This is a genomic window from Pseudomonas sp. GW821-FHT02H09 (genome assembly GCF_059421425.1).
The window spans coordinates 36,138-61,802 of record NZ_JBWKVA010000009.1 but is presented as its reverse complement, the minus strand read 5'-3'; the positions used below and the strand labels follow the sequence as shown (position 1 = coordinate 61,802).

At 58.0% G+C, this 25,665-nt stretch carries 27 protein-coding genes and 5 pseudogenes; 4 read left to right on the top strand and 28 right to left on the bottom strand.

Features of this window, described 5'->3' with window-relative positions; all coding sequences use genetic code 11:
* Positions 1-67: 67 nt before the first annotated feature.
* The 13 genes and pseudogenes from AC07VR_RS14100 to AC07VR_RS14040 form a co-directional block, all read right to left on the bottom strand.
* The gene (locus AC07VR_RS14100; RefSeq protein WP_495011564.1) at positions 68-706 is read right to left on the bottom strand and encodes an SMI1/KNR4 family protein; all 639 of its coding nucleotides are present in this window, start codon (positions 704-706) and stop codon (positions 68-70) included.
* Positions 707-710: 4 nt separating this feature from the next.
* Positions 711-848, bottom strand: coding sequence for a hypothetical protein (locus AC07VR_RS14095; protein ID WP_495011674.1), 138 nt, complete (start codon positions 846-848; stop codon positions 711-713).
* 99 nt (positions 849-947) lie between these two features.
* Positions 948-1,100: pseudogene (locus AC07VR_RS14090) on the bottom strand (transposase); the annotation flags it as partial.
* Positions 1,101-1,158: 58 nt separating this feature from the next.
* A pseudogene (locus AC07VR_RS14085) lies at positions 1,159-1,449 on the bottom strand (transposase); the annotation flags it as partial.
* A 146-nt stretch (positions 1,450-1,595) separates the two neighbouring features.
* The gene (locus AC07VR_RS14080) at positions 1,596-1,883 is read right to left on the bottom strand and encodes a barstar family protein (RefSeq protein ID WP_495011563.1); all 288 of its coding nucleotides are present in this window, start codon (positions 1,881-1,883) and stop codon (positions 1,596-1,598) included.
* A 10-nt stretch (positions 1,884-1,893) separates the two neighbouring features.
* A complete protein-coding gene (locus AC07VR_RS14075; protein WP_495011673.1) occupies positions 1,894-2,361 on the bottom strand; it encodes a ribonuclease domain-containing protein in 468 nt (155 codons plus the stop codon).
* 260 nt (positions 2,362-2,621) lie between these two features.
* Positions 2,622-3,965, bottom strand: coding sequence for a diguanylate cyclase domain-containing protein (locus AC07VR_RS14070; protein WP_495011562.1), 1,344 nt, complete (start codon positions 3,963-3,965; stop codon positions 2,622-2,624).
* 109 nt (positions 3,966-4,074) lie between these two features.
* Positions 4,075-4,426 (bottom strand): annotated as a pseudogene (locus tag AC07VR_RS14065) (LysE family transporter); the annotation flags it as partial.
* 195 nt (positions 4,427-4,621) lie between these two features.
* Positions 4,622-4,840 (bottom strand): annotated as a pseudogene (locus AC07VR_RS14060) (type 2 periplasmic-binding domain-containing protein); the annotation flags it as partial.
* A gap of 119 nt (positions 4,841-4,959) precedes the next feature.
* Entirely contained in the window at positions 4,960-6,300 is a 1,341-nt protein-coding gene (locus AC07VR_RS14055; protein ID WP_495011561.1) for an MFS transporter, read from the bottom strand.
* Between the two features lie 61 nt (positions 6,301-6,361).
* Positions 6,362-7,303, bottom strand: a complete 942-nt coding sequence (locus AC07VR_RS14050) for a hydroxymethylglutaryl-CoA lyase (protein ID WP_495011560.1) — start codon at positions 7,301-7,303, stop codon at positions 6,362-6,364.
* Positions 7,300-8,493: a CaiB/BaiF CoA transferase family protein gene (locus tag AC07VR_RS14045; RefSeq protein WP_494994496.1), complete on the bottom strand. Its 1,194-nt coding sequence runs from the start codon at positions 8,491-8,493 to the stop codon at positions 7,300-7,302. The genes AC07VR_RS14050 and AC07VR_RS14045 overlap by 4 nt, the downstream gene beginning before the upstream one ends.
* Before the next feature lie 236 nt (positions 8,494-8,729).
* On the bottom strand, positions 8,730-9,641 hold the full coding sequence (locus AC07VR_RS14040) for a LysR family transcriptional regulator (RefSeq protein ID WP_495011559.1): 912 nt from the start codon (positions 9,639-9,641) through the stop codon (positions 8,730-8,732).
* Between the two features lie 482 nt (positions 9,642-10,123).
* Here AC07VR_RS14040 and AC07VR_RS14035 point away from each other — a divergent pair, with 482 nt between their 5' ends.
* On the top strand, positions 10,124-11,143 hold the full coding sequence (locus AC07VR_RS14035) for a DUF4917 family protein (RefSeq protein WP_495011558.1): 1,020 nt from the start codon (positions 10,124-10,126) through the stop codon (positions 11,141-11,143).
* 48 nt (positions 11,144-11,191) lie between these two features.
* Here AC07VR_RS14035 and AC07VR_RS14030 read toward each other — a convergent pair whose 3' ends face one another.
* The 3 genes from AC07VR_RS14030 to AC07VR_RS14020 all read right to left on the bottom strand — a co-directional run bounded on the left by AC07VR_RS14030 (position 11,192) and on the right by AC07VR_RS14020 (position 12,604).
* Complete coding sequence (locus AC07VR_RS14030; RefSeq protein WP_494994493.1) at positions 11,192-11,536, bottom strand: YegP family protein; 345 nt, start codon at positions 11,534-11,536, stop codon at positions 11,192-11,194.
* Between the two features lie 168 nt (positions 11,537-11,704).
* Entirely contained in the window at positions 11,705-12,010 is a 306-nt protein-coding gene (locus AC07VR_RS14025) for a ribbon-helix-helix domain-containing protein (protein ID WP_495011557.1), read from the bottom strand.
* A 12-nt stretch (positions 12,011-12,022) separates the two neighbouring features.
* Positions 12,023-12,604, bottom strand: coding sequence for a DJ-1/PfpI family protein (locus AC07VR_RS14020; protein ID WP_494994491.1), 582 nt, complete (start codon positions 12,602-12,604; stop codon positions 12,023-12,025).
* 245 nt (positions 12,605-12,849) lie between these two features.
* On the opposite strand from AC07VR_RS14020, the gene AC07VR_RS14015 reads away from it, so the two are divergent.
* A complete protein-coding gene (locus tag AC07VR_RS14015; protein ID WP_495011556.1) occupies positions 12,850-13,770 on the top strand; it encodes a DMT family transporter in 921 nt (306 codons plus the stop codon).
* On the opposite strand, the gene AC07VR_RS14010 is transcribed toward AC07VR_RS14015, so the two are convergent.
* The 3 genes from AC07VR_RS14010 to AC07VR_RS14000 all read right to left on the bottom strand — a co-directional run bounded on the left by AC07VR_RS14010 (position 13,763) and on the right by AC07VR_RS14000 (position 15,912).
* On the bottom strand, positions 13,763-14,980 hold the full coding sequence (locus AC07VR_RS14010; RefSeq protein ID WP_495011555.1) for a class I SAM-dependent methyltransferase: 1,218 nt from the start codon (positions 14,978-14,980) through the stop codon (positions 13,763-13,765). The two genes, AC07VR_RS14015 and AC07VR_RS14010, sit on opposite strands and share 8 nt — an antisense overlap.
* Positions 14,981-15,268: 288 nt before the next feature.
* Positions 15,269-15,631 carry a hypothetical protein gene (locus tag AC07VR_RS14005; RefSeq protein ID WP_494992766.1) on the bottom strand — a complete coding sequence of 121 codons (363 nt, stop codon included), beginning with the start codon at positions 15,629-15,631 and terminating at the stop codon, positions 15,269-15,271.
* Complete coding sequence (locus AC07VR_RS14000; RefSeq protein ID WP_495011554.1) at positions 15,628-15,912, bottom strand: Ogr/Delta-like zinc finger protein; 285 nt, start codon at positions 15,910-15,912, stop codon at positions 15,628-15,630. Before AC07VR_RS14000 ends, AC07VR_RS14005 begins: the two co-directional genes overlap by 4 nt.
* A gap of 298 nt (positions 15,913-16,210) precedes the next feature.
* On the opposite strand from AC07VR_RS14000, the gene AC07VR_RS13995 reads away from it, so the two are divergent.
* A complete protein-coding gene (locus AC07VR_RS13995; RefSeq protein WP_495011553.1) occupies positions 16,211-16,645 on the top strand; it encodes a helix-turn-helix domain-containing protein in 435 nt (144 codons plus the stop codon).
* Between the two features lie 221 nt (positions 16,646-16,866).
* On the opposite strand, the gene AC07VR_RS13990 is transcribed toward AC07VR_RS13995, so the two are convergent.
* From AC07VR_RS13990 to AC07VR_RS13975, 4 genes and pseudogenes are all read right to left on the bottom strand, one after another.
* A complete protein-coding gene (locus AC07VR_RS13990; protein ID WP_494992763.1) occupies positions 16,867-17,226 on the bottom strand; it encodes a putative holin in 360 nt (119 codons plus the stop codon).
* Positions 17,213-17,515, bottom strand: coding sequence for a LuxR C-terminal-related transcriptional regulator (locus AC07VR_RS13985; protein ID WP_495011552.1), 303 nt, complete (start codon positions 17,513-17,515; stop codon positions 17,213-17,215). The genes AC07VR_RS13990 and AC07VR_RS13985 overlap by 14 nt, the downstream gene beginning before the upstream one ends.
* Positions 17,516-17,650: 135 nt before the next feature.
* The gene (locus AC07VR_RS13980; protein ID WP_495011551.1) at positions 17,651-18,268 is read right to left on the bottom strand and encodes a TPM domain-containing protein; all 618 of its coding nucleotides are present in this window, start codon (positions 18,266-18,268) and stop codon (positions 17,651-17,653) included.
* Between the two features lie 45 nt (positions 18,269-18,313).
* A pseudogene (locus tag AC07VR_RS13975) lies at positions 18,314-18,527 on the bottom strand (LemA family protein); the annotation flags it as partial.
* Positions 18,528-18,752: 225 nt separating this feature from the next.
* Here AC07VR_RS13975 and bglX point away from each other — a divergent pair.
* The gene (bglX, locus tag AC07VR_RS13970) at positions 18,753-21,044 is read left to right on the top strand and encodes a beta-glucosidase BglX (protein ID WP_495011550.1); all 2,292 of its coding nucleotides are present in this window, start codon (positions 18,753-18,755) and stop codon (positions 21,042-21,044) included.
* A 134-nt stretch (positions 21,045-21,178) separates the two neighbouring features.
* On the opposite strand, the gene AC07VR_RS13965 is transcribed toward bglX, so the two are convergent.
* The 5 genes from AC07VR_RS13965 to AC07VR_RS13945 form a co-directional block, all read right to left on the bottom strand.
* On the bottom strand, positions 21,179-22,336 hold the full coding sequence (locus tag AC07VR_RS13965) for a phospholipase D-like domain-containing protein (protein WP_495011549.1): 1,158 nt from the start codon (positions 22,334-22,336) through the stop codon (positions 21,179-21,181).
* A gap of 1 nt (position 22,337) precedes the next feature.
* On the bottom strand, positions 22,338-22,928 hold the full coding sequence (locus AC07VR_RS13960; RefSeq protein WP_494992758.1) for a YceI family protein: 591 nt from the start codon (positions 22,926-22,928) through the stop codon (positions 22,338-22,340).
* Between the two features lie 63 nt (positions 22,929-22,991).
* The gene (locus tag AC07VR_RS13955) at positions 22,992-23,345 is read right to left on the bottom strand and encodes an amidase (protein ID WP_495011548.1); all 354 of its coding nucleotides are present in this window, start codon (positions 23,343-23,345) and stop codon (positions 22,992-22,994) included.
* Complete coding sequence (locus tag AC07VR_RS13950) at positions 23,342-24,439, bottom strand: serine hydrolase domain-containing protein (protein WP_495011547.1); 1,098 nt, start codon at positions 24,437-24,439, stop codon at positions 23,342-23,344. Before AC07VR_RS13950 ends, AC07VR_RS13955 begins: the two co-directional genes overlap by 4 nt.
* A 241-nt stretch (positions 24,440-24,680) precedes the next feature.
* Positions 24,681-25,556, bottom strand: a complete 876-nt coding sequence (locus AC07VR_RS13945) for an acyl-CoA dehydrogenase middle domain-containing protein (RefSeq protein ID WP_494992755.1) — start codon at positions 25,554-25,556, stop codon at positions 24,681-24,683.
* Positions 25,557-25,665: the final 109 nt, after the last annotated feature.

Sequence of the window (25,665 nt, the reverse complement as noted above, 5' to 3'; positions counted from 1 at the left end):
TGCGACCGAGTCGTGCCTGACACCCATTAGCCGGTCCCCTTTTCCCGCCTTTTCCCGTCTTTTTAGCTCAATCTACGACCTTCCAACTAATGGAGGTCCCATCAGGGAGTGATCGAATCTGTTGGGCAAGATTTGCTCTCATCCGCATTCCTTTCACTGACTCGATGGACACTAGATTCTCCGCAGAAAACTCCCCGCCAGTAACGAAAGGAATCTTGGGAATTAGTCTATGGCCAGCCTCCAGAGGCCCATTTATCTTCTGCCAGGCATGGGCAAGAGGATAACCCGTCAGAACTTCGTAATCGCTGAGTAGGACATGAGCCCATTGTTCAAGATCATCGGAAAAGAACTCAAGACTGCCGGTTTCCGGATCAAACAGATAGACACCATTCGCCTTGATACAGAATTGCTCGCCGAATACATCTTCCGCAAAAAACAAACAATCATGGACCATGTGTTGATATTCACCACACCAAAGCTGATGATCATTCCAATCAACTAGGCCCATTTCGTTTCCATTAGTCTGCGCTGGAAAGACATGCAAAGCAGATTCAAACGCATAAAAACCGTTCTTTCTAGTCAATAACTCGAAGAGCTCGTGCCTCAATAGGCTTGCATGCTTTAAAAAAGCAACAGCCGATGGCATGACGGCAGAAGAAAGCGCCTCTCCAGCTATATTAGTTAACTTATCTAATGCCTTACCCATATCGCTAATCCGTAATGTGAATTTCTACTTTAGCTCCATTCGGAAAACCACGACACTGTGCGCCCATGCAAGCTCCGGCGCCGCGGTTATCCGACGAAGTAATGGGCCGAACAGATGAGCCCGTCCCCCCCTCTTTAAACATTGCCGGAGGGTATTCATCTCGGTCCATATCAAACGCAAAAAGGGGACGGATTTATTTACGACGACAAAACTCACCCATAAATAAATCTGTCCCCTTTTCCACGCTTACCCCAAATACCTCCTTAAGCTCTCGAAGGTCGGCAAGATAACGCTGATGGTCCTCGGCAGCAGCAAACACCACCTGACGATTATGACCACGCTGTACAACGTGATGCGGGTAGTTCGGCAAAACAATGCGTCCCATCCTGGGCATGAGCAACCTCCTTCCATGGAGCTTTCAGCCTAGCAAATCAGCGGAAAATAAATCTGTCCCCTTTTTGTTCCAACACATCATTGCGGTAGCGAGTAGCACGCGCCGCCAGCGCCTTCATTAGCTGCCCGAGGCCTGCCACCGATTCGCTTGGCGCCAACAACAAATGGACATGATTGGTCATCAGGCAGTAGGCATACACCCTTACCCCAAATACCTCCTTAAGCTCTCGAAGGTCGGCAAGATAACGCTGATGGTCCTCGGCAGCAGCAAACACCACCTGACGATTATGACCACGCTGTACAACGTGATGCGGGTAGTTCGGCAAAACAATGCGTCCCATCCTGGGCATGAGCAACCTCCTTCCATGGAGCTTTCAGCCTAGCAAATCAGCGGAAAATAAATCTGTCCCCTTTTTGTTCCTTTTTGTTCTGTCCCCTTTTTGTTCCTTTTTGTTCTGTCCCCTTTTTGTTCTTTTATTTTCGTTGCTTGCACAAACTAATCAAATTCGTACGTAAATTTATCCTTCCATCCGAAACTTTCATCCTGCTGTTTCACCCGTTCTAGGACTTCTACGATCTCATCAAAGGAAGTACCTAAGTTTATCTTAGATATTTGAGCATTCCTCCACACCAAGACTACAGGTCTTTCCACACCTGCACTGAGCAAGTCCCATAATGCGTCCTGATTGAAACCATAAAACTCCTGCACACCAAGTGCTGCCGCCAATTGCTGATGAAAGTCCATTTCACTCATTATTTCCTTACCGCGAATTACAACATCCACGCACACCACCTCACTTCCAATTCCCAATAGGTGCCACAGTCTTATAGTGATCAGTCGTTATGTACAATAGGCCGTCGCTGGAGTATAGCAACCTTGTTCCTGGCTGATTACTACGGGACATTGTGCTAGTAAGCCCAACATCCGCCTCAAACCATGTCCTACCTGCAGATGATGGGAGAACGTTCGTGCTATTAGCAAAAACGTCACCACCCATCTGCCCACTTGGAACACTGTTGTTCAGTGCTTTTCCAGGCTGCCATCCTTGTTGAGCGGCCTGAGCCTTAGTAACGTAATTACTCGGAAGCTCGCCCGTCGTTCTCAGACTATCGACAATGCTATTTGCGGCCTCCGTTGTATTGAGATCAAGCTTCAATCCAGCATAGCTGGCGGCATTGTGCGCTGCATTGTCTACAACCCCACCTGTTGCTTTCGCAGCTAACGGCCCCCCTTTTACAGCGCCACCTCCAGGTCTAGCCACCCCCACAGCGGCCCCCAAAAACGTTGCCGCTAACGCAAAAAGGGGACGGATTTATTTACGACGACAAAACTCGGCTACCTATAAATAAATCTGTCCCCTTTTCCAGTGGTGTTACAGGTTGACCGTGGTTGCATGATTTGCGACTGCTGCGCAGCCGAACGCAGGCTTCGCCAGCTGCTACGGATCGCGTCGTCGCCTTAACTGAACGGCATTACGGACAGTGTCCGGGCTTTCGCGTTAAAGAATTCCAGTCCTGGGTGCTAGGCGAGTACTCGCTGCGCTCGCTTGACCGCATACATCGCCTCATCGGCATGTTTGAACAGCTGCGTTTCTTCACTGCCGTGTTCGGGATACAGCGCGATGCCGATGCTCGGCAGGATGCTCAGGCTGTGGCCGTCCAGGCGTAACGGCTGGTTAAGGACGTAACGGATTTTATCGGACACGGTGCTGGCATCTTCCGGTTCCTGAACGCTGTCGAGCAGGACTACGAACTCATCACCGCCAATGCGCGCCACGGAGTCGGTTTCACGCACACAGCCTTTGAGCCGATTGGCAACGGCTTGCAGCAGCAGGTCGCCGACAGCGTGGCCGTAGGTGTCGTTGACCTGTTTGAAGTGGTCCAGATCGACATACAGCAGCGCCATTCGTCCAGTCTCTTTTCTGGCCCGCGCCAGCGCCGCTTTCACCCGTTCGCGGAGCAATTCCCGGTTGGGTAGCTGGGTCAACTGGTCGTACTGCGCCAAGTACTGCAGCCGGGCATGCAGTTGCTTGCGCTCGATGGCCGCCGCCACTTGTGCGCACACGTATTGCAGCAGCTCTTTGTCTTGCTCGGTGTAGCGCTCGCCACCGGGTGTGCTTTTTACGATCAGCGCGCCGATGGTACCCTTCTGTGAGCTGAGCGGCACCCCGAGCCAGCAAGGGGAATCCTGTCCCCTGCTGAGGTCGCGAAACTCGGGCAGCCGGCCATAATCGTCGGGAGTCAACAGAATCGGCTGACCGCTGCGAATCACCTCGGCGCACAGACTGCCGGTCGCCGTTCCTGTCTGCTCCGGGCACTTTTCGTGGTCGTCGATATGGTAGGGAAAACTGATTTGCCCGCACTGTTCGTCGTACAGCGCCACGGAGAAGTTCAGTGCTGGCAGCCATTCGCCGATGATCCGGTGGATACGCTCGAACAGTGCCAGCAAATCCTCGGCAGCATGAGCAGCCTCAGAGATCGCATAAAGCGCCGCCTGTTTGGATTCAGCCTGTTTACGCTCGGTGATGTCATGGGCCACGGCAATACGCAGTTGATCGACTTCGGACCAGCGCGCCGACCACATGATGTGCGCTATTTGCCCGTCCTTGCGCAAATAGCGGTTCTCGAAGTTGGGCTTGGGCTGGCCGCTCATGATTTCCCGGGCAGCTTGCAAGGTCCGGGCACGGTCGGCGGGATGGACCATGTCGATCATCGGCTGGCCGATCAGTTCGTCAGGCGTATAGCCAAAAATACGCTCACAGGCGGCGCTGACGAACACGAAGCGACCCTGGGCATCGACCGCACATACGGCGTCCAACAACAGGTCAATGTAGCTCGCCAGCGGCGCGGAGTTCTGGGTGGCCATCAGTAATCGATACTGTCCTGAAATTTAAAGCACTGAGTACCAATCCCTCGATCCGATCAACGGCTGTCGCCGATGAACTCTTTTTGCTGCCGCAGCCCTGCGATCAGCCTCAAGCCTTGTTCGCCAACAATCCTGGCACTGCATGCAGCAAGGCATTGACGGCAAAGCCGATGAACATCACCCCGCAAATCCGGGTGATCGCCAGCTCATGCTGTTGGTACACCGTACGCACCTGCCGCGCGCCGACAACTGCGATGAGAATAGCGTATGCAGCGATCCCGCCAACGAAACTCAAGAAGATTAGCCAGGGCAGCATCGACCAGTTCAACAACTCGGCGTGTCGCAACAGCCACCGGATAGGCTTTGGGGTTGGTCAGACCAAACATGATGCCGTGCCGGAACGGTTGCCGCGCGGGCCCTTGAGGCGTTTCGGCGCCACTGCGACGGGCGCGAATGGCCCGGGGTGATGCCGTAGATGAAACCGCAAGCAAGTACGGCCAAGAGCAACGAGGATGTCATCAAGGGTTTCTCATCAAGGGCAATCCCGCCAATCGGAGGGCGAAGGGGCCGAAGTTTATCGCAGCAAGATGGACTGCGGGATACCGTCCGGCAAGCGCTGATAAATCCGCAAAAAAATTCAGCCCCCGCCCTACCACTTTCTCAATCTGCCCATTCAACCAGTTCAATGCCTGATCAGCGCCGCGGCGATTATGCCAGGCGCGGACGAAGGTGAATGAGGGGATCTTGAAGGGCGGTGGCATCACCAGCAGCTGTTGCTGATCAATGTTGCGCAGGCCGCGGGAAGCGACGGTGAGAATCAGGTCGGTGCCGCTGATGAATTCCGGGGCGAAACTCCGGTGCGGCCGGCTCCAGGCCTAAGGAGCTGCACGGCTTCCGGGTCCCGCCCTCGATGATCAGTCAAAAACTATCGCTCCTGACGGAGCGATAGTCGAGATACAAGGCGCTGCCGACAGGCTGCGATCTTTCAGGGCCTTCAATCCCCCTGAAGCTTGTCCAGCGTGCGCAGTTTCTGCGGCAATCCCCACAACAGCAGTGCAGCAGCAATGAGCGCGGCAACACCGATGACGTACAGCGCGGGTGTGGTGCTGCCGGTCAGGTCCTTGATCCGCCCGACCATGACCGGGCTGACGATACCGCCGAACTGTCCGAGGGTGTTGATCACCGCGATCCCGCCCGCCGCACCGGCGCCTGCACCAGCCAGCAGTTTCGGTGGCAGGGTCCAGAAGGTCGGGATCGAGGCGATGATGCCCGCGCCCAACAAGCTCAGAGCGACAATCAGGAACGTGGTGTGGTCGGCAAAAATCCCCGCACAGAAGAACCCCACCGCGCCAAGCGCTACCAACCCGCTGACGAACTTGCGCCGCTCGCCGGTGGCATCGGACAAGCGCCCGATCACTACCATACTGATGGCGCCACACACATAAGGGATGGCCGTCAGCAAACCGATTATCACCGGGCTCTGGGTGCCGGCGCTGCGGATCAATTGCGGCGCCCAGAAGTTCAGGCCATAGGACGCGATCTGGATCAGGAAGTAGATCAGGCCCAAGGTCAGAAAGCCCGGAATACGCAACGCCGCCAGCAATGAACTGCCGCCCTTGTGCGGCTCATGTTGGGCAACGCGGCTCGAGAGCAGGGTTTTCTCTGCCGGGGTCAGCCAGTGAGCGTCTTCGATGCGATCCTTGAGCAGGGTCAGCACCATGCAACCAAGGCCGATGCACGGCAAACCACCCAGCAGGAACAACCAGTGCCAGCCCCGCATGTGCATGACACCGTCCAGATGCTCCAGTACCAGGCCGGAGAACGGCGCCCCCACCAACCCGGCAAAAGCCGAGGCCAGAAACAGCATCGAGGTGATGCGCCCGCGGTAGTGTTGCGGGAACCACAGCGTCAGGTAATACAGCACGCCAGGTGCGAAACCCGCTTCCATCGCACCGATGACGAAGCGCAAGGCATAGAACTGCCATTCGCTGTTGACGAAGACCATGGCCGCAGTGGCCAGCCCCCAGGACATCATGATCCGCGCAATCCAGCGGCGGGCACCGACCTTGTAGAGCATCATGTTGCTCGGCACTTCGAAGATCACGTAACCGACCACAAACAGCCCGGCACCCAAGCCATAGGCGGTGTCGCTCAGGCTCAAATCAGCCTGTAACTGGAACTTGGCGAAGCTGATGTTGATGCGGTCGAAAAACGCAAACAGGTAGCAGACCATGATCAACGGCATCAGTCGCCAGGCGACTTTGCTGACCAGTTTTTTTTCGGCATCGTGTGTAGCGGCCGGGCTCGCGCCCGCCTCCAGGACATTAAGGCTCATCGTGTTTCTCCAGGCGGACTTCCCGTGGGTGTCCGATTGTTTTTGTTGTCTGGTTCAGGTGCTAAAGCGTTGCCAGGTAATCCGGCGCCGGATGCAGGTCACAGTTGCGTCCGGCTTTGGCCACCTGGCCCGGCAATTCATGGCCAAGCAGCGCCGGCAAGCGTCGGGACATCTGTAACAGGTGCGGTAGATCGATACCGGTATGGATACCCATTTCATCGCACAGGTTGACCAGGTCTTCGGTGCAAATATTCCCCGATGCACCCGGCGCAAATGGACAACCGCCGAGCCCGCCCAGCGCCGCATCAAAACGGCGAGCGCCGGCCTCATAAGCGGCCAGCACGTTGCACAAGCCAAGACTGCGGGTGTTGTGGAAATGCAGGGTCAGATCGGCCGCCGGCAGGCGCTGCAATACCCGCTGCAGCAACCGCTCGACCTGTCGCGGATTGGCCATGCCGGTAGTGTCGGCCAGGGTGATGCCTTGCATGCCCAGTTCCAGATACGCGTCGACGATCTGCAGCACACGGTCTTCATCGACCTTGCCTTCGAACGGGCAACCGAAGGTGGTGGCGATACTCGCGTTGAGCCTCACCGATGAACCGCTGACGAACTCGACCACCTCGCCGAACGCTGCCAACGAGCGCTCGCAACTCATGCGCATGTTCGCCAGGTTGTGGGTCTGGCTGGCGGACATCACCAGGTTCAGCTCATCGGCCGCAGACTCCAGCGCCCGTTGCGCGCCTTTGAGGTTGGGGATCAGCGCGACGTAGATCACACCCGGCTGCCGGGTAATGCCCTGGAATACTTGCTCACCGTCGCGCAGGGCTGGAATGGCTTTGGGCGAAACGAATGAACCGGCTTCGATCCGACTGAAACCAGCCAGTGACAGCTGATTGATCAGCGCTATTTTGTCAGCGGTTTCGACCCAGGTTGGCTCGATCTGCAAGCCGTCTCGGGGGGAGACCTCCTGAACGATCAAGGTCTCGCAGAGGTCGCGAATCATTGCACCACCCCTTCGGCTTTCAGTCGTTCTATGTCCAGACCCGAGAGGCCCAGCTCAGCCAGAATCCCGTCGGTATGCTGGCCCAGACTCGGCCCCGACCAGTTCACACTGCCCGGCGTCTCGGACAACTTGGGTACGATACCGGGCATCTTTACCGTGGCGCCGCCGGGCAGTTGTGCACTGAGCAGCATGTCCCGCGCCTGGTAGTGCGGGTCGGCAACGATGTCGGCCACCGAGTAGATGCGTCCGGCGGGAACTTCGGCCTCCTGCAATATGGCCAGCACTTGCTCGATCGGCAGGCTGCTGGTCCAGTGTGTGATCGCAGCATCGAGCAATCCACTCTTGGCGGCGCGCCCATCGTTATGGGCAAACTCCGGTGCTTCGGCCAGGTCGATACGGCCGATAACTTCCATCAAGCGCTTGTAGATCGGGTCGCTATTGCCGGCAATCACTACGTAAGCGCCGTCGGCGGTCAAGTAGGTGTTCGATGGTGCAATACCCGGCAAGGCACCGCCGCTACGCTCGCGGACGTGGCCGAGCATGTCGTATTCCGGCACCAGGCTTTCCATCAGATTGAACACGCTTTCGGCCAGGGACACATCGACCACCTGCCCTTCGCCCTGCCCGGTCTTGACCCGCAGCAACGACATCAAAGCACCGATTACGGCATGCAGCGACGCCAGCGAATCACCGAGACTGACACCGACCCGCGCCGGCGGCGAACCCGGGGTGCCGGTGGTGTAGCGAATGCCGCCCATGGCCTCGCCGATGGCGCCAAAACCGGGGCGGTCGCGATACGGGCCGGTCTGGCCATAACCGGAAATACGTACCAGCGTCAGGTTCGGATTGAGGGCATGCAGCACGTCCCAGCCCAGCCCGAGTTTTTCCAGGGCACCGGGGCGCAGGTTTTCGATCAATACGTCGGCGCTGCTGGCGAGTTGCTTGACCAGCTCAATGCCTTCGGGGGATTTCAGATTCAGGGCCAGGGATTTTTTGTTCCGCGATTGCAGGTACCACCACAGGGACGTACCTTCATGCAGCTTTCGCCACTTGCGAAGCGGGTCGCCCTGGCCGATGGATTCGATCTTGATCACCTCGGCACCGAACTCGGCCAGCACGCGTGCGGCGAACGGCGCGGCAATCAGTGTGCCGATCTCGATTACCTTGATGCCACTCAGAGGGGCAGTCATGGGGGGTACCTCTTATTCTTGGAATGTGTACCAAGGCTAGAGGAGCGATGCCACTGGAATCCAACCTTCAGTTGGCAACGAGCGTTCGCGAAACGCGAAGGGTTGATTGGAAGAGGTCAGAAAGATCGTTCCCACGCTCTGCGTGGGAATGCAGCCCGTGACGCTGCGCGTCACATACAAAAGCGACGCGGAGCGTCCGGCGAGGCATTCCCACGCGGAGCGTAGGAACGATCAACTCAGCCTTGCTCCCCGCGCAAACACTCAAACAACAACTGGCTCACCGGCGACAGCGCCGCTTCATCGCGCACCACCAGAATCAGCATGCGTTCGGACCACTCGTCACTGAGCGGTACCGCGTGCAAGCCCAGTGCCCGACCAAACAGTTCATAGGCGCGCAGCGGCAAAATGCCGATACCCATGTTGGCCTGGACCATACGGCACATGGCATCAAACCCGGGCACATGAATCCGCAGGCGCAGCACTTTGCCCGCCTTGCGCGCTGCCGCATGAGTGCGCATGTTGATCGAACTGGCGGCGTGCAGACCGACATAATCGCTGTCCAGCGTGTCGGCAAATGCCAATTCGTGCTCAATGGCCAGCGGATGATCCGGGCGCATCAGCACCACCAGTTTGTCACGCCGGTAAGGCGCGCTGTGCAGGCCTTTGATATCGCTGTCACTGGAACAGATGCCGAGGTCCGCCACGCCATCCAGCACACCTTGAATCACCCCGTTACTGGGGCGTTCTTCGAGATCGGTTTTGACTTGCGGATGACGTTCGGAAAAATCCCGCAGGTCTTCGGGCAAGAACTCGATAATCGCCGAGAGATTGGCCAGCATCCGCACATAACCGCGCACGCCATGGCTGTGCTCACCGAGTTCGAGGCCCATTTTCTCAAGGTTGAACAGCATCTGCCGCGCATGGTGCAGCAGGGTTTCACCGGCCGCCGTCAGGGTCATGCCCTTGGCCTGGCGCACGAACAAACTGATACCCAGCGCCTCCTCCAGTTCCATCAAGCGCTTGCTCGCCGCCGACACCGCAATCGCCTCACGAGCGGCGGCGCGGGTCAACGTGCCCTCTTCGTGGACGGCAACGAACAATTGCAGTGTGACCAGATCCACACGACGTATCAGGCTTTTTTGCAGCATCGAAGACTCGGCGATATCGGCTCAGTCGGAGACCGCAGCATATCGCTCTTTTTGATCCCCAAGGGACTGACAATGTTCAGAGCACTCTGTGAACTGCAGGTGGTTTGCTACAGAATCACGGCGGGGATCTGCGCTACGGAATAGACAAGGAATTCAATGAAGAGCAGAACCACCTGACTCATCACCTGCTGCACTCAGTGCAATTGCCAGCCTGCTGGTGAGCCAACAGGCCTGGCCATTGGCGCTGTTGTGCACGCTGCTGGCCCTGGGCGCGATGTTCTGCGTGCGGCTCATTCCCCGCCCGCAACTCAACGAACAAAGCGTCGTATGACTCACCGCTTTTACTGCTGAACCGCTAATACCGATTCAATGGGCGCCTACAGGGTCGACGGATCTGTCGAACGGTATGTTGATCTGGCTCAACACCCGGTCGTGATAAAGTCTGCGCCCTGTACACCTTCAGCCTTGAGACGACGAACGCGATGATGGATTTCCAGGAATTTGATGCCGAACTTGAAGACTGGAACGCGTTGCGCGCAACCACCTCGTTCACCGGCCTGCTGGTAGGTAACGGCGCAAGCCGCGCGGTGTGGGACGACTTCGGCTATGACTCGCTGTTCGAGAACGCCCGAACCGTCGAAGAAAAACCCCTGAGCCAGTCCGAGCTGAGTGTCTTCGAGGCCATGGGCACGCGCATTTTCGAGCAGGTACTGAGCGCCTTGAAGACCACCAGCCGGGTCAACAAGGCACTGGCCATCAGCTCGGCGTCGCCGCGCAATCGCTATTACGCGATCAAGGAAGCACTGATCAACACCGTGCATGCGGTGCACATTCCCTGGCGCCTGATGCAGGCCTCGAGCCTGGCGAAGATCAATCAAGAGCTGGGCAGCTACCCAACGGTATTCACCACCAATTACGACCTGCTCAACTATTGGGCGATCATGCATGATTCACCGGTCATCACGGACCTGTTTCAAGGCGCTGACTCAAGCTTCGATTTGAGCAATTCCCGGACTGATTCGGCGCGCATTCTCTACTTGCATGGCGGCCTGCATCTGGTGAGAAATTCGGACGGCACCGCACGCAAGCTGACCTCGACTGCAGGCACCCTGCTGGGCAGTTTCGCCATCAACAACACCATCAAGACCCTGGATGATGTGCCGCTGTTCATCAGCGAAGGCACCACCCAGGACAAGCTCAAGACCATCCGCAGTTCGGACTACCTGTCCTTCTGCTACGAACAGTTGCTGACCCATGAGGGCGCCCTGTGCATCTTCGGCCACAGCCTCGGCGAACAGGACAGCCATATCGTCCACGCCTTGCGCCAGGCGAAACTCAAGACCATCGCCGTCTCGATCTACCCGCGCAGTAAGGCGTTCATCCAGCATCAGAAGCGCCATTACACAACGTTGTTCGAGGGCATGGATGTGACGCTGCGGTTTTTTGATTCCAAGAGCCATGGGTTGGGCAGTCCACAGCTGTCGGTGCCGGTCGAACGCTAAAAACGCCGATTGTTCCCACGCCCGCGTGGGAACAATCAGGCGATCAGGTCAAAGCACTGGCAGGGTCTTGTCCTTCACCACTGTGCTCGGCCCGTTGGCCTTGACGCTGGCAATGCCTTTATCGCGCGCTGCATCGGAGGAGTAGGCCTCACCGCTACCGATGATCTGGTGGTTGGCGGCCGTGAGATTGAAATACGGATGACCATCCTTGGTGGCTTTTTTCTCGTAGCGTTCCGCAAGCGGGCTATTAGCCTGAACCGAGGCGATGCCACTCTCGGCTGCACTATGGGTGGTGTACAGCTCACTGGTAAGAATGATTTCGGCGTTGGCCGCTTTAAGGACAAAGCGGAACTGACCATTACTGCTTTTGCTCAACTCGTACCATCCAGACATGACGCTACTCCTGTCGACTGATAAGGATTGCTGCGCATCAGAGTAAAGACCGCGCCCAGTGTTTCGCCAATATCGCCGCGGACTTCCTGGAAGGTTATTCTGATCAAGCGTTTGGTCGCCTGATACATGCGCATCGCAATGAGGCCAGGGGCTATCCAAAAACCGGCTCTACTTCACCGCCGTGCGTACCATGCTCAACACGGGTGTCACCGTGCGCCGCTGAGCCAGATACCGCGTGCAACTGACCCGCAGGAACGAGGCGAAATTCACCACTTCACCGCGGTAGTCCATCACCTCTTCATACAGTTTGGCGATCAGTTGATTGGTGCTCATGCCATCGACCTCGGCAATCTCGCCGAGGATGTCCCAGAACTGGTTTTCCAGGCGCAAGGTGGTCACCACCCCGCAAATGCGCAGCGAGCGGGAGCGTGATTCGTAGAGAATCGGATCGGCTTTGACGTAGAGCTCGCACATACGATCTGTCTCCTACAAGGTGATCCTGGTGCCCAGCAAGCCGAGGAAACCCGCCAGCCAGCCCGGATGCGCCGGCCAGGCCGGGGCCGTCACCAGATTGCCCTGAACATGACCTTCCGTCACCGGAATATCGATAAACGTACCGCCGGCCAGGCGCACTTCCGGGGCACAGGCCGGGTAAGCGCTGCACTCGCGGCCTTCAAGAATGCCCGCCGCCGCCAGCAATTGCGCGCCATGGCAGACTGCTGCAATCGGTTTGCCAGCCTTATCGAAGGCTTGCACCAACTGCAGGACCTTCTCGTTCAAGCGCAGGTATTCCGGGGCACGGCCACCGGGCACCAGCAGCGCGTCGTAATCCGCCGCATCGACCTTGGCGAAGTCGAAGTTCAGCGCAAACAGATGCCCCGGCTTTTCGCTGTAGGTCTGATCGCCTTCGAAATCGTGGATTGCCGTACGTACGGTTTGCCCGGCGGTTTTATCAGGACACACCGCATGCACGGTGTGGCCGACCATCAGCAGCGCCTGAAACGGCACCATCACTTCGTAGTCTTCGACGTAGTCGCCGACCAGCATCAGAATTTTTTTAGCGGCCATGGAAATGACTCCTCTCGCAGAAATACATGGGCAACAAGAGTATTCAAAGTAGTCCTTAATCAGCTCAGCAGGTAATAACCAGCTACTACGCACAAGCAAGAGGCTTTTTGTGGCGAGGGGCCGTGGTTTTCCAGGTAGCAATACTGAACTGTACGGATAACTCTGCGCCCAGCTGTAAGAGCGTAAACCCGGGGTTTATGGCTAGATGAAAGCCTCTTCCGCCACTCTCGATTCTGGTTCCCGTTATGTCTTCGCGCGAAAACACCGGCATGGCCCTGGGCCTGCTCGGCGTCATCATCTTCAGCCTGACCCTGCCGTTCACACGGATCGTTGTGCAGGAAATCCACCCACTGCTCAACGGCCTCGGTCGTGCGTTGTTTGCAGCGATTCCGGCGGCGCTGTTGTTGCTCTGGCGTCGGGAAAAAAGGCCAACCTGGAAACAGATCAAAGGCCTGAGCCTGGTGATCGCCGGAGTGATTCTGGGGTTCCCGGTGCTGTCGGCCTGGGCGATGCAAACGTTGCCGGCGTCCCATGGCGCGCTAGTCAATGGTTTACAGCCGCTCTGCGTGGCGCTGTATGCCGCGTGGTTGTCCCATGAGCGGCCGTCAAAAGCCTTCTGGGCCTGTGCGGCGCTGGGTAGCTTGCTGGTTTTGAGTTACGCCTTGATCAGCGGTGCCGGCAGTATTCAGGCGGGTGATTTGCTGATGCTCGCAGCGATTGCTGTCGGTGGGTTGGGCTATGCCGAAGGTGGCCGGTTGGCCAAGGAGATGGGGGGCTGGCAGGTGATCTGCTGGGCCTTGGTGCTGTCGACGCCGCTGCTGATCGGGCCGGTGACCTACCTTGCGTTGCAACATCAGGGAGAAATTTCCAGCAAGACCTGGTGGGCGTTCGGTTATGTGTCGATGTTCTCGCAGTTCATCGGCTTTTTCGCCTGGTACGCCGGGCTGGCCATGGGCGGCATTGCGCGGGTCAGTCAGATCCAGCTGCTGCAGATTTTCTTCACCATCGCCTTTTCGGCGCTGTTCTTCGGCGAGCACATCGAACCGATTACCTGGCTGTTCGCCGTGGGTGTGATCGTCACCGTGATGCTCGGACGCAAGACCAGCGTGCGCCCGGCTCAGCCAGGCACATTGCCGTCAGGGATTACGCTCAAGTCCTTTAAATAAGAAGCCCGTCGGCCTGCAACAGCGTTTCCAGGCAGTGTTCGCTGATGTTGTAGAAGGCTTTGAGCTCCTGAATCCTCACCAGCAGCCGAGCCGGGTCGACCGGCTCGGCACGCTTGACCGCCAGAATCATTTTGTTCTTGTTGGTGTGTTCCAGCGAGATGAACTCGAAGACCTTGGTCTCGTAACCACAGGCTTCGAGGAACAACGCCCGCAGACTGTCGGTGACCATCTCGGCCTGCTGACCCATGTGCAACCCGTATTGCAGCATCGGCTTGAGCAACGCCGGGCTCTGGATTTGCAAGCGAATCTGCTTATGGCAGCACGGCGAGCACATGATGATCGCCGCACCGGAGCGGATGCCCATGTGGATGGCGTAATCGGTGGCGATGTCGCAGGCGTGCAGCGCGATCATCACGTCGATCGCGGTTGGGGCAAACGTGCGCACATCACCGTGCTGGAAGGTCAGACCGGGATGCTCCAGGCGCGCTGCGGCGTTGTTGCACAAGGTCACCATGTCCTCGCGCAACTCGACGCCGGTCACCAGCCCTTCGGCCTGCAAGGTGTTGCGCAGGTAGTCATGGATGGCGAAGGTCAGATAGCCCTTGCCCGAACCGAAGTCCGCGACCCGCACCGGCTGATCCAGCGCCAGCGGTGAGGACGTCAGGGCATGGCTGAACACCTCGATGAACTTGTTGATCTGCTTCCACTTGCGCGACATCGCCGGGATCAGCTCGTGCTGCTTGTTGGTCACGCCCAGGTCAGCCAGGAATGGTCGGCTCAACTCCAGGAAACGGTTCTTCTCGCGATTGTGCTCCGCAGACGGCACTTCACGCTGCTGTTGAGTTTTGCCCCTGAACAGCGAACTTTTGCCCTTTTTACTGTATTCGAGCTGCACCTCGTCGGTCAGCGACAGCAAGTGTGCGTTCTTGAACGACTCCGGCAACAGGTCGGCAATCGCCGCCACACCGTCGGCCAACGAGAAATTCCTGGTGATGTCGCGAGTCTTGTAGCGGTAGACGAAGGACAGGCACGGCTGTTCCTTCACAGTCAGTTGCTTGATGATCAACCGTTGCAGATCCACCTCGGCACCGACGTACTTGGCCAGTACCAGTTTGATAAAGGAATTCTGCGCGAGGCTTGTGTCCAGCAGATTCAAGAACTGCGCGTGATGATCCGGCACGAGGCTGGCGGGAGTTGCGGTGACTGACATGTAAAAAGCGCCTCGGGCGGTGCAGATCGGGAATTGGAGCGTATTTTAGGGGGGATGGGGTTTGAGGGCACGGAGTTATTTTCAGACGGGCCCGGATCGCGCAATCCAGACCCCGAATACAACAGACCCTAGTGGCCTGTGTGGCTAGTTCGTTAGCTCAAATTCGGATGCCGGCGGCCCAGAGCCAAGGCGCTGTGACGAGTCATAGCCCGCTATGGCGAGGAACAGCAACGCAGGATATGGGCTGCTGGCGCCGAAGTTGACTAACAGAACTAGCCACACAGGCCACTAGGGATCAACCAGTCGCAGCCGACGACTGGCCGGGGAATTGATGATGTGCTTGACGATCAGCCCCACCGGCACCGCCCAGGTGAGGCCGCTGGCCGGGTCAGTGACCACGGCCACGGTTTCCGAGCTGGCGGCGATATCCAGGCGTCGGCGGTCATTGATGGATTTCAGCGCTCCATAGGCATGGCTAACCAGTTTTTCCGCCAGATGCATCGGCACGTTCAATCCTTGCAAGTGTTTCACCGCACGGCAGAACAGCACTTGATCGTCGGTGAGGTCATCGCGCTCATGACGGGTCAAAAATGCCTGGGCCGTGGCCAACAGCTCCGCATTCAGCTCCAGGCTCTCGCCAATGCCGCTCATGCTGACGACTCCATTTCTGTTTTCGCCGGCGGCCTGCTCACCTCCACGGGCCTTGCTGCCCGACGCAGATCGGGCCCTGCGCACGGCAACCTGACGGCCGGGTTGGGCATTCCGCTCGGGGAAAGCTCATGGGTCATCTCGAACTCTGCCCGAACTGACCAGCCGCATGCCTCCGACGTACATTGCAGGTACGCCACACGCAGGAAAATATGTCTGCCTTCGCTGGTTCGAATGCGCATCCGATTCAAACAGTGTGGGCAAACCATTTTGTAGGTACTCATACGTGACTCTCGTTCGTTAGTTGGTGGCAATCAACTGGATCAAACGCAATACTATTTAAAGCATTGGCCGATCCAGCCCGGCCCTGCGGATAACGTTCGCCAGACAAAAGGAAGTGAAACTGGCAGGCGCGTAGTTGGTATGCGTAACGGCTGCGGGAAATTTCCCTGATACTATTAGGAAGTTTCAACATTAAGTTCGTCTGATTCATAGTTGATGGTTGATTACACATATAAAAACATACTCATTACGCATAAATTAGGCACTCAAAACGAATAAGTCAAAAGGAAGAGGCTCAAATTGCGTAGCAAAAAATCACAAGCTGTTCTCACTCGATTAAAACTGATCACCGGCACGAGCACCGATGCAGCTTTATCTTCAGCGTTGAAAATCAGCCCTCAAACCCTCAGCAGCTGGAAAGGACGTGACAGCACGCCATACGCAATATGCATAGACATCGCACAAACTCGCGGCATTTCCCTTGACTGGCTGTTGCTTGGCGAAGGGCCGATACAGCGGCACGTGGAAACCAACGCCACTGACGTTTCTCAAGAAGACACCACGCGGGAAAATACAATTCTCGCGTTGTGGCGGCAGTTGAACGAAGACGATCAGTCCGCCATACAGAGTGCACTGGAAGAGAAAAGGCGTCTGCGGGATCTGGAACTCAAACTTGCAGAAATCACTTCTACCCTGTCGACTCTCCAATACTCGCTCGACTCGCAAAAGTCATAGAGGCTCACTTCCCTAATGCCAGTCAGTTAAGACATTACGCGAACCGTAGCAGCTGGCGAAGCCTGCGTCCGGCTGCGCAGCAGTCGTAAAACAGTCACTGCGGTATCCAGACAAATCGTGGAAGCAGGATTTGCGACGGCTTCGCCGCCGGACGCAGGCTTCGGCAGCTGCTACGGGGGACAGCGCTGAACCTGAAATTCCTTAACTGACTGGCATTGGGCTCACTTCCCCCCTTTAAGACGCCGGATAATCTCTCCGAGATTGGCGCCGTCAACCCACTGCATCGCTTTGATGCTGATCGGTATGACCATCAATGCGCACAGGAATGCAGCGACACCACTGGTCAGGAAAGGGGCGAGTGGCAACGTCACCGGGGTGAACAGGTAACCGACGCCAGCGGACAACAACAATGAACCTATACGCTGCCAAGCCTTGAGGTTTTTCCGGGTGGTGGTGACTAACCAGGCCCCAAGGGCCGCTCCAAACAGTGCTTCGCCATCGATCGGCGGCAGTGTCGCTGCAACGCCCAACCCAAGTAGCAGTCCGCTGATGCTGCTGTAGGTCGAATCAGTCATGCTCATGGGCCTCTCGTTCGATGCTACCCATGGAGATAATCCCCAGTTCGATGGCCTTGAGCACTGCCGCGCTGCGCGAGCTGACCGCGAACTTGCGGCGAATATTGGAGAAATGAAAGTTGATCGTGGCTTCTGAGCAACTCTGAATCCGTGCGATTTCCCAAGAGGTTTTCCCTTGAAAACTCCATTGCAGAACTTGCGTTTCTTTAGGCGTCAGCCTGACAGGAGTGTTTTTATCGGCCCCATAACGCAGACCACGGCAGACGACGGGATCATCCGCTTGACGGTATGACATGATGCAAATTCCCTCTATAGCCGAACGCCTGTGTGCAGAGCGTTCATCAATAGAGAGAGATATTGGATACACGCCTGACCCCCGGCAACGCACCGAGGTTGTAGCGCCGCAAGGGACAAATCCGGGGGCAGAGGCCTACCTGAGAATCACCAACCTATTTGGCAATTCATTGCGCACATGGGTCACCGGCACATGCACCTTGAGCAGTTCACCGCAGGCTTCGATACAGGTGATGAACCCCTGCAAGGTCTGGCCCTGTTCCACTTGCCGGGTAAAGACGGCGACGATGGCATCCCAGCATTTGTTGTCCAGGCGTTTGGAAATGCCCTCGTCCACCAGGATTTCGACATAACGCTCCGCCTCGCAAACAAAAATCAGCATGCCGGTGCTGCCGACGGTGTGATGCAGGTTCTGTTCGAGGAACTGCCGACGCGCCAGGTTTGAGGCGCGCCAATGGCGTACCGAGCGCGGGATCAAGTGGGTGGTGATCCTGGGGATCCGGAACAGCAGGCAGAGGATGATAAAGCTGACCCACTGCACCAGCAGCAACGTATGCATGTTCATCCAGCCGGACAGGTAGTGCACGACGCCCGGCACGATCAGCGCCAGCAGGCTGGCCCAGAGCAGCGGAATATAGGCATAGTCGTCGGCCCGGGCAGCGAGAACGGTGACCAGTTCGGCATCGGTGTATTGCTCGACTCGCGCAATCGCTTCGGCGACCTTGCGCTGTTCGTATTCACTCAGTAACGCCATGTCTTCGAATACTCATTCATTATTTTTAGTACCGCGAGGATGAAGTCGCGCCACGCTGATGCGGTTTTCGGTGCCTTCAAGTTGCGATTGCAGGGCCAGAAAGTTCTGGTTGGCCTTTGAGGTCCGGATAGCGCTCGGAAACCGCCATCAAACGGCTGAGGGCGCCGGTCAACTGGTCCTGAGCCTGCTGGAACTGCTTGAATTTTTCCGGGTCGTCCAGAATGCTGGCATCGACCTGGATCGAGGTGACACGCCCTTGCACAACCCTATGGAATGTAACTAGCGACCCTTTACATCGAGCTCTTGGGGCATAATCTACTGCCGCCACTGGATTGCATCGAGCCAATCAGCTAAAAGATGCCCTGCGCGAAAAAGCGTTCAGAAGTGTGCTGCATTTATCCGAACAACAATAGTCGCTCCCTAAATTTTGGCTATCCAGCGCGTTTCAACTGCGACTGCTTATAAGCCAGCGAGAATAATATTCATGAAGAAGTTGTGTTTGCTGGGCCTTGTTATCAGTCTGGCCAGTCACTCTGTATTGGCCGACACAAATCCCGCCCCCATTGAGAACAAGGACGCCTTCATCGCCAACCTGATGAAGCAAATGACCCTCGATGAAAAGATCGGCCAGTTGCGCCTGATCAGCATCGGCCCGGAAATGCCCCGCGAGATGATCCGCAAGGAAATCGCTGCCGGGCGCATCGGTGGCACGTTCAACTCGATTACCCGTCCGGAAAACCGTCCGATGCAGGACGCGGCGATGCGCAGCCGGCTGAAGATCCCGATGTTCTTCGCCTATGACGTGATCCACGGTCACCGGACGATCTTCCCGATCAGCCTGGCCCTGGCCTCGAGCTGGGACATGGACGCGATTGGCCTGAGCGGGCGCATCGCCGCCAAAGAAGCCAGTGCCGACAGTCTCGACATTACCTTCGCGCCGATGGTCGACATCTCCCGCGACCCACGCTGGGGCCGCACCTCAGAAGGTTTCGGTGAAGACACCTACCTGGTGTCGCGCATTGCCAAAGTCATGGTCAAGGCCTTCCAGGGCGCTAGCCCGAGTGCAGCGGACAGCATCATGGCCAGCGTCAAACACTTTGCCTTGTACGGCGCGGTCGAGGGCGGTCGCGACTACAACACCGTGGACATGAGCCCGGTCAAGATGTACCAGGACTACCTGCCACCCTACCGCGCGGCCATCGATGCCGGTGCCGGCGGAGTGATGGTCGCCCTGAACTCGATCAACGGTGTCCCCGCCACCGCCAATATGTGGCTGATGCAGGACCTGTTGCGCAAAGAATGGGGCTTCAAGGGCCTGGCGGTCAGCGACCACGGGGCGATTTTCGAGCTGATCAAACATGGCGTCGCACGCGACGGTCGCCAAGCCGCGAAGCTGGCGATCAAGGCCGGCATCGACATGAGCATGAACGACACGTTGTATGGCCAGGAACTGCCGGGGCTGCTGAAGTCCGGAGAGATTGCCCAGAGCGATATCGATAACGCGGTGCGTGAAGTGTTGGCCGCCAAGTACGACATGGGCCTGTTCAAAGACCCGTACCTGCGCATCGGCAAGGCCGAAGACGATCCGGCCGACACCAATGCCGAAAGCCGCCTGCACCGCAGCGAAGCCCGCGACGTGGCCCGCCGCAGCCTGGTGCTGCTGAAAAATCAGGGTGAAACCCTGCCGCTGAAAAAGACCGCCAAAATCGCACTGGTCGGCCCGCTCGCCACAGCGCCGATCGACATGATGGGCAGTTGGGCCGCCGCTGGCGTGCCGGCCCAGTCAGTGACCCTGTTCGACGGCATGACCCGCGCGCTTGGCAATCAGTCGACGCTGATCTACGCCCGTGGCGCCAACATCACGTCCGACCAGAAGGTCGTCGGTTACCTGAACTTCCTCAACTTCGATGCCCCGGAAGTGGTGGACGATCCGCGCTCGGCAGCAGTGATGATCGATGAAGCGGTCAAAGCCGCGCAACAGGCCGATGTGGTTGTGGCTGCGGTCGGCGAGTCCCGCGGCATGTCCCACGAGTCTTCGAGCCGCACCGACCTGAACATTCCGGCCAGCCAGCGCGAGCTGATCAAGGCCCTCAAAGCCACCGGCAAACCGCTGGTGCTGGTGTTGATGAACGGCCGCCCGCTGACCATTCTCGACGAGAAGGAACAGGCCGATGCGATCCTCGAAACCTGGTTCGCCGGCACCGAGGGCGGCAATGCGATTGCCGACGTGCTGTTCGGCGACTACAACCCGTCCGGCAAGTTGCCGATCAGCTTCCCGCGTTCGGTGGGGCAGATCCCGACTTACTACAACCACCTGAGCATCGGCCGTCCGTTCACTCCGGGCAAGCCAGGCAACTACACCTCACAGTACTTCGACGACATCACCGGCCCCCTGTACCCGTTCGGTTACGGTTTGAGCTACACCGACTTCAGCCTGTCCGATATGGCACTGTCGGCCACTACCTTGAACAAGACCGGCAAGCTCGACGCCAGTGTGAAAGTTAAAAACACCGGCAAGCGCGATGGCGAAACCGTGGTGCAGCTGTATATCCAGGATGTCACCGGCTCGATGATCCGTCCGGTCAAGGAGCTGAAGAACTTCCAGAAAGTGATGCTCAAGGCTGGCGAAGAGAAAGTCGTGCACTTCAGCATCGAAGAGAACGACTTGAAGTTCTACAACACCCAGCTGAAATTCGCGGCCGAGCCAGGCAAATTCAACGTGCAGATCGGCCTGGATTCCCAGGACGTAAAAGAACAGAGTTTCGAGTTGTTGTAAAACCGCGACAGGCCTTGGATCGTTCCCACGCTCTGCGTGGGAATGCAGCCCGTGACGCTGCGCGTCACATTCAAGAGCGGACGCAGAGCGTCCGGTGAGGCATTCCCACGCGGAGCGTGGGAACGATCATGTGGTCACCCCCGCCGATCCAGCAGATTCACGACCAAGCGATCCACCCAACCCCAAACTCGCTGTTTGACCCGTCGCCACAACGGCCGGTTTCTCCACGCCTCAAGGCTGACAGCCTGGCTCTGGGCAAAGTCCGCCTCAAAACTCGCCGCCACCGCACGCGTCAGCTCAAGATCGAGCGCCTCCAGATTGGCTTCCAGATTGAAACGCAAAGTCCAGTGATCAAAGTTGCACGAACCGATGCTCACCCAGTCGTCGATCAAGACCATTTTCAGATGCAGGAAGCACGGCTGATACTCGAAGATCTTCACGCCAGCCCTGAGCAGACGTGGGTAGTAGCGATGCCCGGCGTAACGCACTGAGGGGTGATCGGTACGCGGCCCGGTGAGCAGCAGGCGCACATCGATACCGCGCGCTGCGGCTCTGCGCAACGAGCGGCGAACTTTCCAGGTCGGCAGGAAGTACGGCGTCGCCAGCCAGATGCGGCGCTGCCCGCTGTTCAAGGCGCGTACCAGCGATTGCAGGATGTCCCGATGCTGACGGGCGTCGGCATAAGCCACCCGTCCCATGCCCGGAGCGATCGCTGGTACACGGGGCAGCCGTTGCAGACCGAAGTTCGAGGCCGGTTTCCAGGCCCGACGGTGACGGTTGGCGACCCATTGGCGGTCGAACAGCATCTGCCAGTCCTGCACCAACGGGCCGACGATTTCCACCATCACCTCATGCCATTCGCTGGTGTCCTCGCCCGGGGTCCAGAACTCATCGGTGACACCCGTGCCCCCCACCACCGCCAGGCTTTGATCGACCAACAGCAGCTTGCGGTGATCGCGGTAAAAATTGCGCACCCAGTGTCGCCAGCTCAACCGATTGTAGAAACACAGCTCGACACCGGCCTCCATCAATCGGCTGCGCAAACTCAAGGTGAAGGCCAGGCTCCCGTAGTCATCGAACAGGCAGCGCACGCGAACGCCGCGTTCGGCCGCCTGCACCAGCGACTGGACCATGGCTTCGGCGCAGGCTCCGGCCTCCACCAGGTACAACTCAAGCTCCACCTGGCGCTCGGCCCGCGCAATCGCCACCAACATGCGCGGGAAGAAACCCGGCCCGTCGATCAGCAGTTCGAAGCGATTGCCTTCGCGCCAGGGGAATACCGCGCCGCTCATGTCAGCGTGCCGCGAAAATCAGCACCGCACCCACCGGCACCGAGAGACTGATCGCCGACAAATCGGCAGCTTTGCGCAATGTAATCAGGCCCGGTGCCAAATCGAAGTCTTCGGCATTGAGCACCAGCGGCTCAAGGGTGACCACCTGAAAACGCCGGTCATCAAGCCTTGTGGCCAGCAGTTCGGCGTTGTAGCTCTGCTCCTTGCCGTGAAGCTTTACGGTCAGCGGCAACCGTAGTTCGAGCTGCGCACCGGGGGCGAGGTCTTTGATCGGCAGCAGATTGATTTGCGCGGTGATCAGCGCCTGCGGGAATGTCTTGATCTCGAACAGATCCTTGCGCATGCGCTCATCGCGTAGCGCATTCGCGCTATTGACCGACTCCAGCTCGACCTGTACTTGCGTCATGCCCGTGTCATCAACCTTGCCGTGCAGCGCCAGAAAGCGCTGAACTTCAGAGATATGGGCGTTCCTGGTGGTGACAAAGGACAGTCGTGAAGACTCGCCATCCAGATACCAGTCGGCGTGAGCAGGCAGGGCCGCGCAGGCCGTCAACAGCAAAGTGCACAGTTTGAGTAACGAAGCGTTGGGCATAACAACTCATGGGCAAATAAACCTGAGTTGAACCTTAACCATACTCGCCGAACTTGCAAACTTTCATGAGCCCGGCAACCGATCAGCCTGTGGCAGCAACCGGCAACCCTGGCGCGTGCCTATCCAGCCAGCGGTGTGGGTTCGGCCCATGCCGCTGGCCGTCACACGCTTGCTCGCCGCATCATCAAAAAAACCGCTGATGGGCAAATATTGCTTCACATAGGCAGCGCAATACTGGGTCGGATTGTTCGTCACATAGCGACAGGAGCAGTACTCCTTGGCGGTGTAAGCGCCAAGGATGTCGGGGAACGCCTGCAATGCCTCCCGTTCCTGCCAGCCCCAGCCGAGCGACGCCAGAACCAGCAAAATCAGCACACTGCTGAACGGTCTGCGCCGGACAAACCCGCGACGGCTCATGGCAACACCTGTGGGGTAAAAGCGGCCAACGCACGTTTGAGCAATTCGTTGTGCTGGTAACTGCCATCGCGATCATCAGCATAACGCACGATCACCAGGTTCTCGCTGGGGATGACATACAGCGCCTGCCCCCAATGGCCCAGTGCGGCAAAGGTATCGGCCGGAGCATCCGGCCAGGGTTTGCCTGCACCCTCCACCGCACGATTGAGCCACCACTGGCCACCGGGAACAACGTCGTCCTGCTTCGCTTGATAGTGTGCAAAAGGCTGGCGATTGAACTCGACCCACTCCTTGGGCAACAACTGCCGATTGCGCCAACGACCGTCGCGCTGCATCAACAGGCCGACCCGTGCCAGATCACGCGCGGTGAGGTAGCAATAGGATGAGGCGACAAAAGTACCGCTGGCGTCGGTTTCCCAAATAGCGTTGCGAATGCCCAAGGGTTCGAACAACCCGGTCCACGGATAGTCCGGATACTTTGCGCCGAGCAGGTTTTTCAGTGTGGCGGACAACAGATTGCTGTCACCACTGGAGTAGCGAAACACCTGTCCCGCCGCGCTGAGCTCAGCACGTTCGGCAGTGAACGCTGCCATATCGCCGCGACCCAGGGTGTACAGCATGGCCACCACCGATGACTTCAACGGGGCGTATTCATAGTCTTCCTGCCAATCCAGGCCAGACGCCCAGTGCAACAGGTCGGCCATGGAAATCGCCGGATGCTTTTGCAGCGGCGGATAGAATTTCGCCGCAGGGTCCTGCAACGCAAAACGTCCCTCGCCATAAGCCACGCCCAACACGGTGGCCATCAGGCTTTTGCTGATGGACCACGTGAGATGCGGCGTATCGACGGTGGTCGGCCCGGCATAGCGTTCGTAAATCAGCTGACCGTCGCGGATGACCAGCAAGGCATCGGTGCGGATGCCTTTATGGGTAGTGTCGTCGCGGGTCTCAAAGGCGTAATCCTCCAGGGTTTTAAGCGCCAGACCGGTGACCTGAGGGCCTTGGGACCATTGTTCGGCAGGCCAGTTTTCGGCAATAGCCTGATGGTTCACAAACAGCAGCAGCGCGAGGAGCAGAGTCAAGCCTTTGGGCATGGCAGGCACTCAGGGGATGAACCTGCTGAGCATAGTCGAGATAGATGACAGTTTTGCAGGTGAAGACCGAGGACCCTTGGCTGCAAAAAAAACCCGTAGCAGCTGGCGAAGCCTGCGTTCGGCCGCGAAGCGGTCGTGAAACCTGCAATCGCGTTTCTTCAGACAAAACGCATCTATCGGATTGCGACCGCTTCGCGGCCGAACGCAGGCTTCGCCAGCTGCTACGAGGAGCGGGGCCTTTTCAACCCGCCAACGCCTTGGCCAGCCGTTTGGCCCGCGCCACAGTGGCCAGGTCCAGCAGCGCCCGATCACGGTTCCACAGCTCAGCCCACTCCGGCGGGCCATCGTTGAACGCTTCGTTCAGCTCAGGCTTGAGCGAATCAAACTGTGCGAACAAACCACCCAGCAAGATATGCCCGGCATTTGAACCCGGGCTGTGCCGACTGACTTCGGCACACCCGGCCAGCAGCGCCAACAGCCGCAATTGCAGGCTCTGCGGCCAGTCGCTGTCGTGACCGACGCCATACAACCAGGCGCTCATGGCACTGAGCACATAGATGTCTTCCAGGGTACGGAACGGTTTGACGTAGGCGTCCCAACCGTCCCCGGCGAGCAATTCGCACTGGGCATAGTCGAGAAACAGACGGCCATGGCTGATGTCCGGCATCAACGCGATGGCCGGTAATTTTTCCAGACGTACACCGGGCTCTCCGGGGTAAACCACCGCCAGACTCAAACGCGGTGGTTCATCCGGCCCTTCGCAGCGCGCGGCAATCAATAGCCAGTCCGCGGCATCGCCGGCCGTGACGAAATCCTTACGCCCGCTCAGTCGCAGGCCATCGAGACGGGTCTGCATGTCTGACGGTCGCAGGCTGCGCTGCTCGGTCGCGCACAAGGCACCCAGGCTCGGTGGCGCACTGGGCCAAAGCATGCGCAACGCTGCCTGGTAGCCCACCAGAAACGCCAGCCCCGGCGTTGCCATCAATCGACCACCGCGCACCGCCAGCTCGAACGGCGTCACGTTGCCCAACTTGTGTAACAAAGCCGCATAGCCTTCAGCCAGATCCGGACCGGCGGGCAACCGGGTGCAGCGGCTCAACAGGGCTTGCCAAGGCATAAGAGGTTCCTCAAAGGGCTGTCATACAAGCATCACCAAAGCTTCATGGCGATGACACCGGGGCTACATAGCCTGACTTTGCACAACAAAGTCGATCGGCTGCAACCCA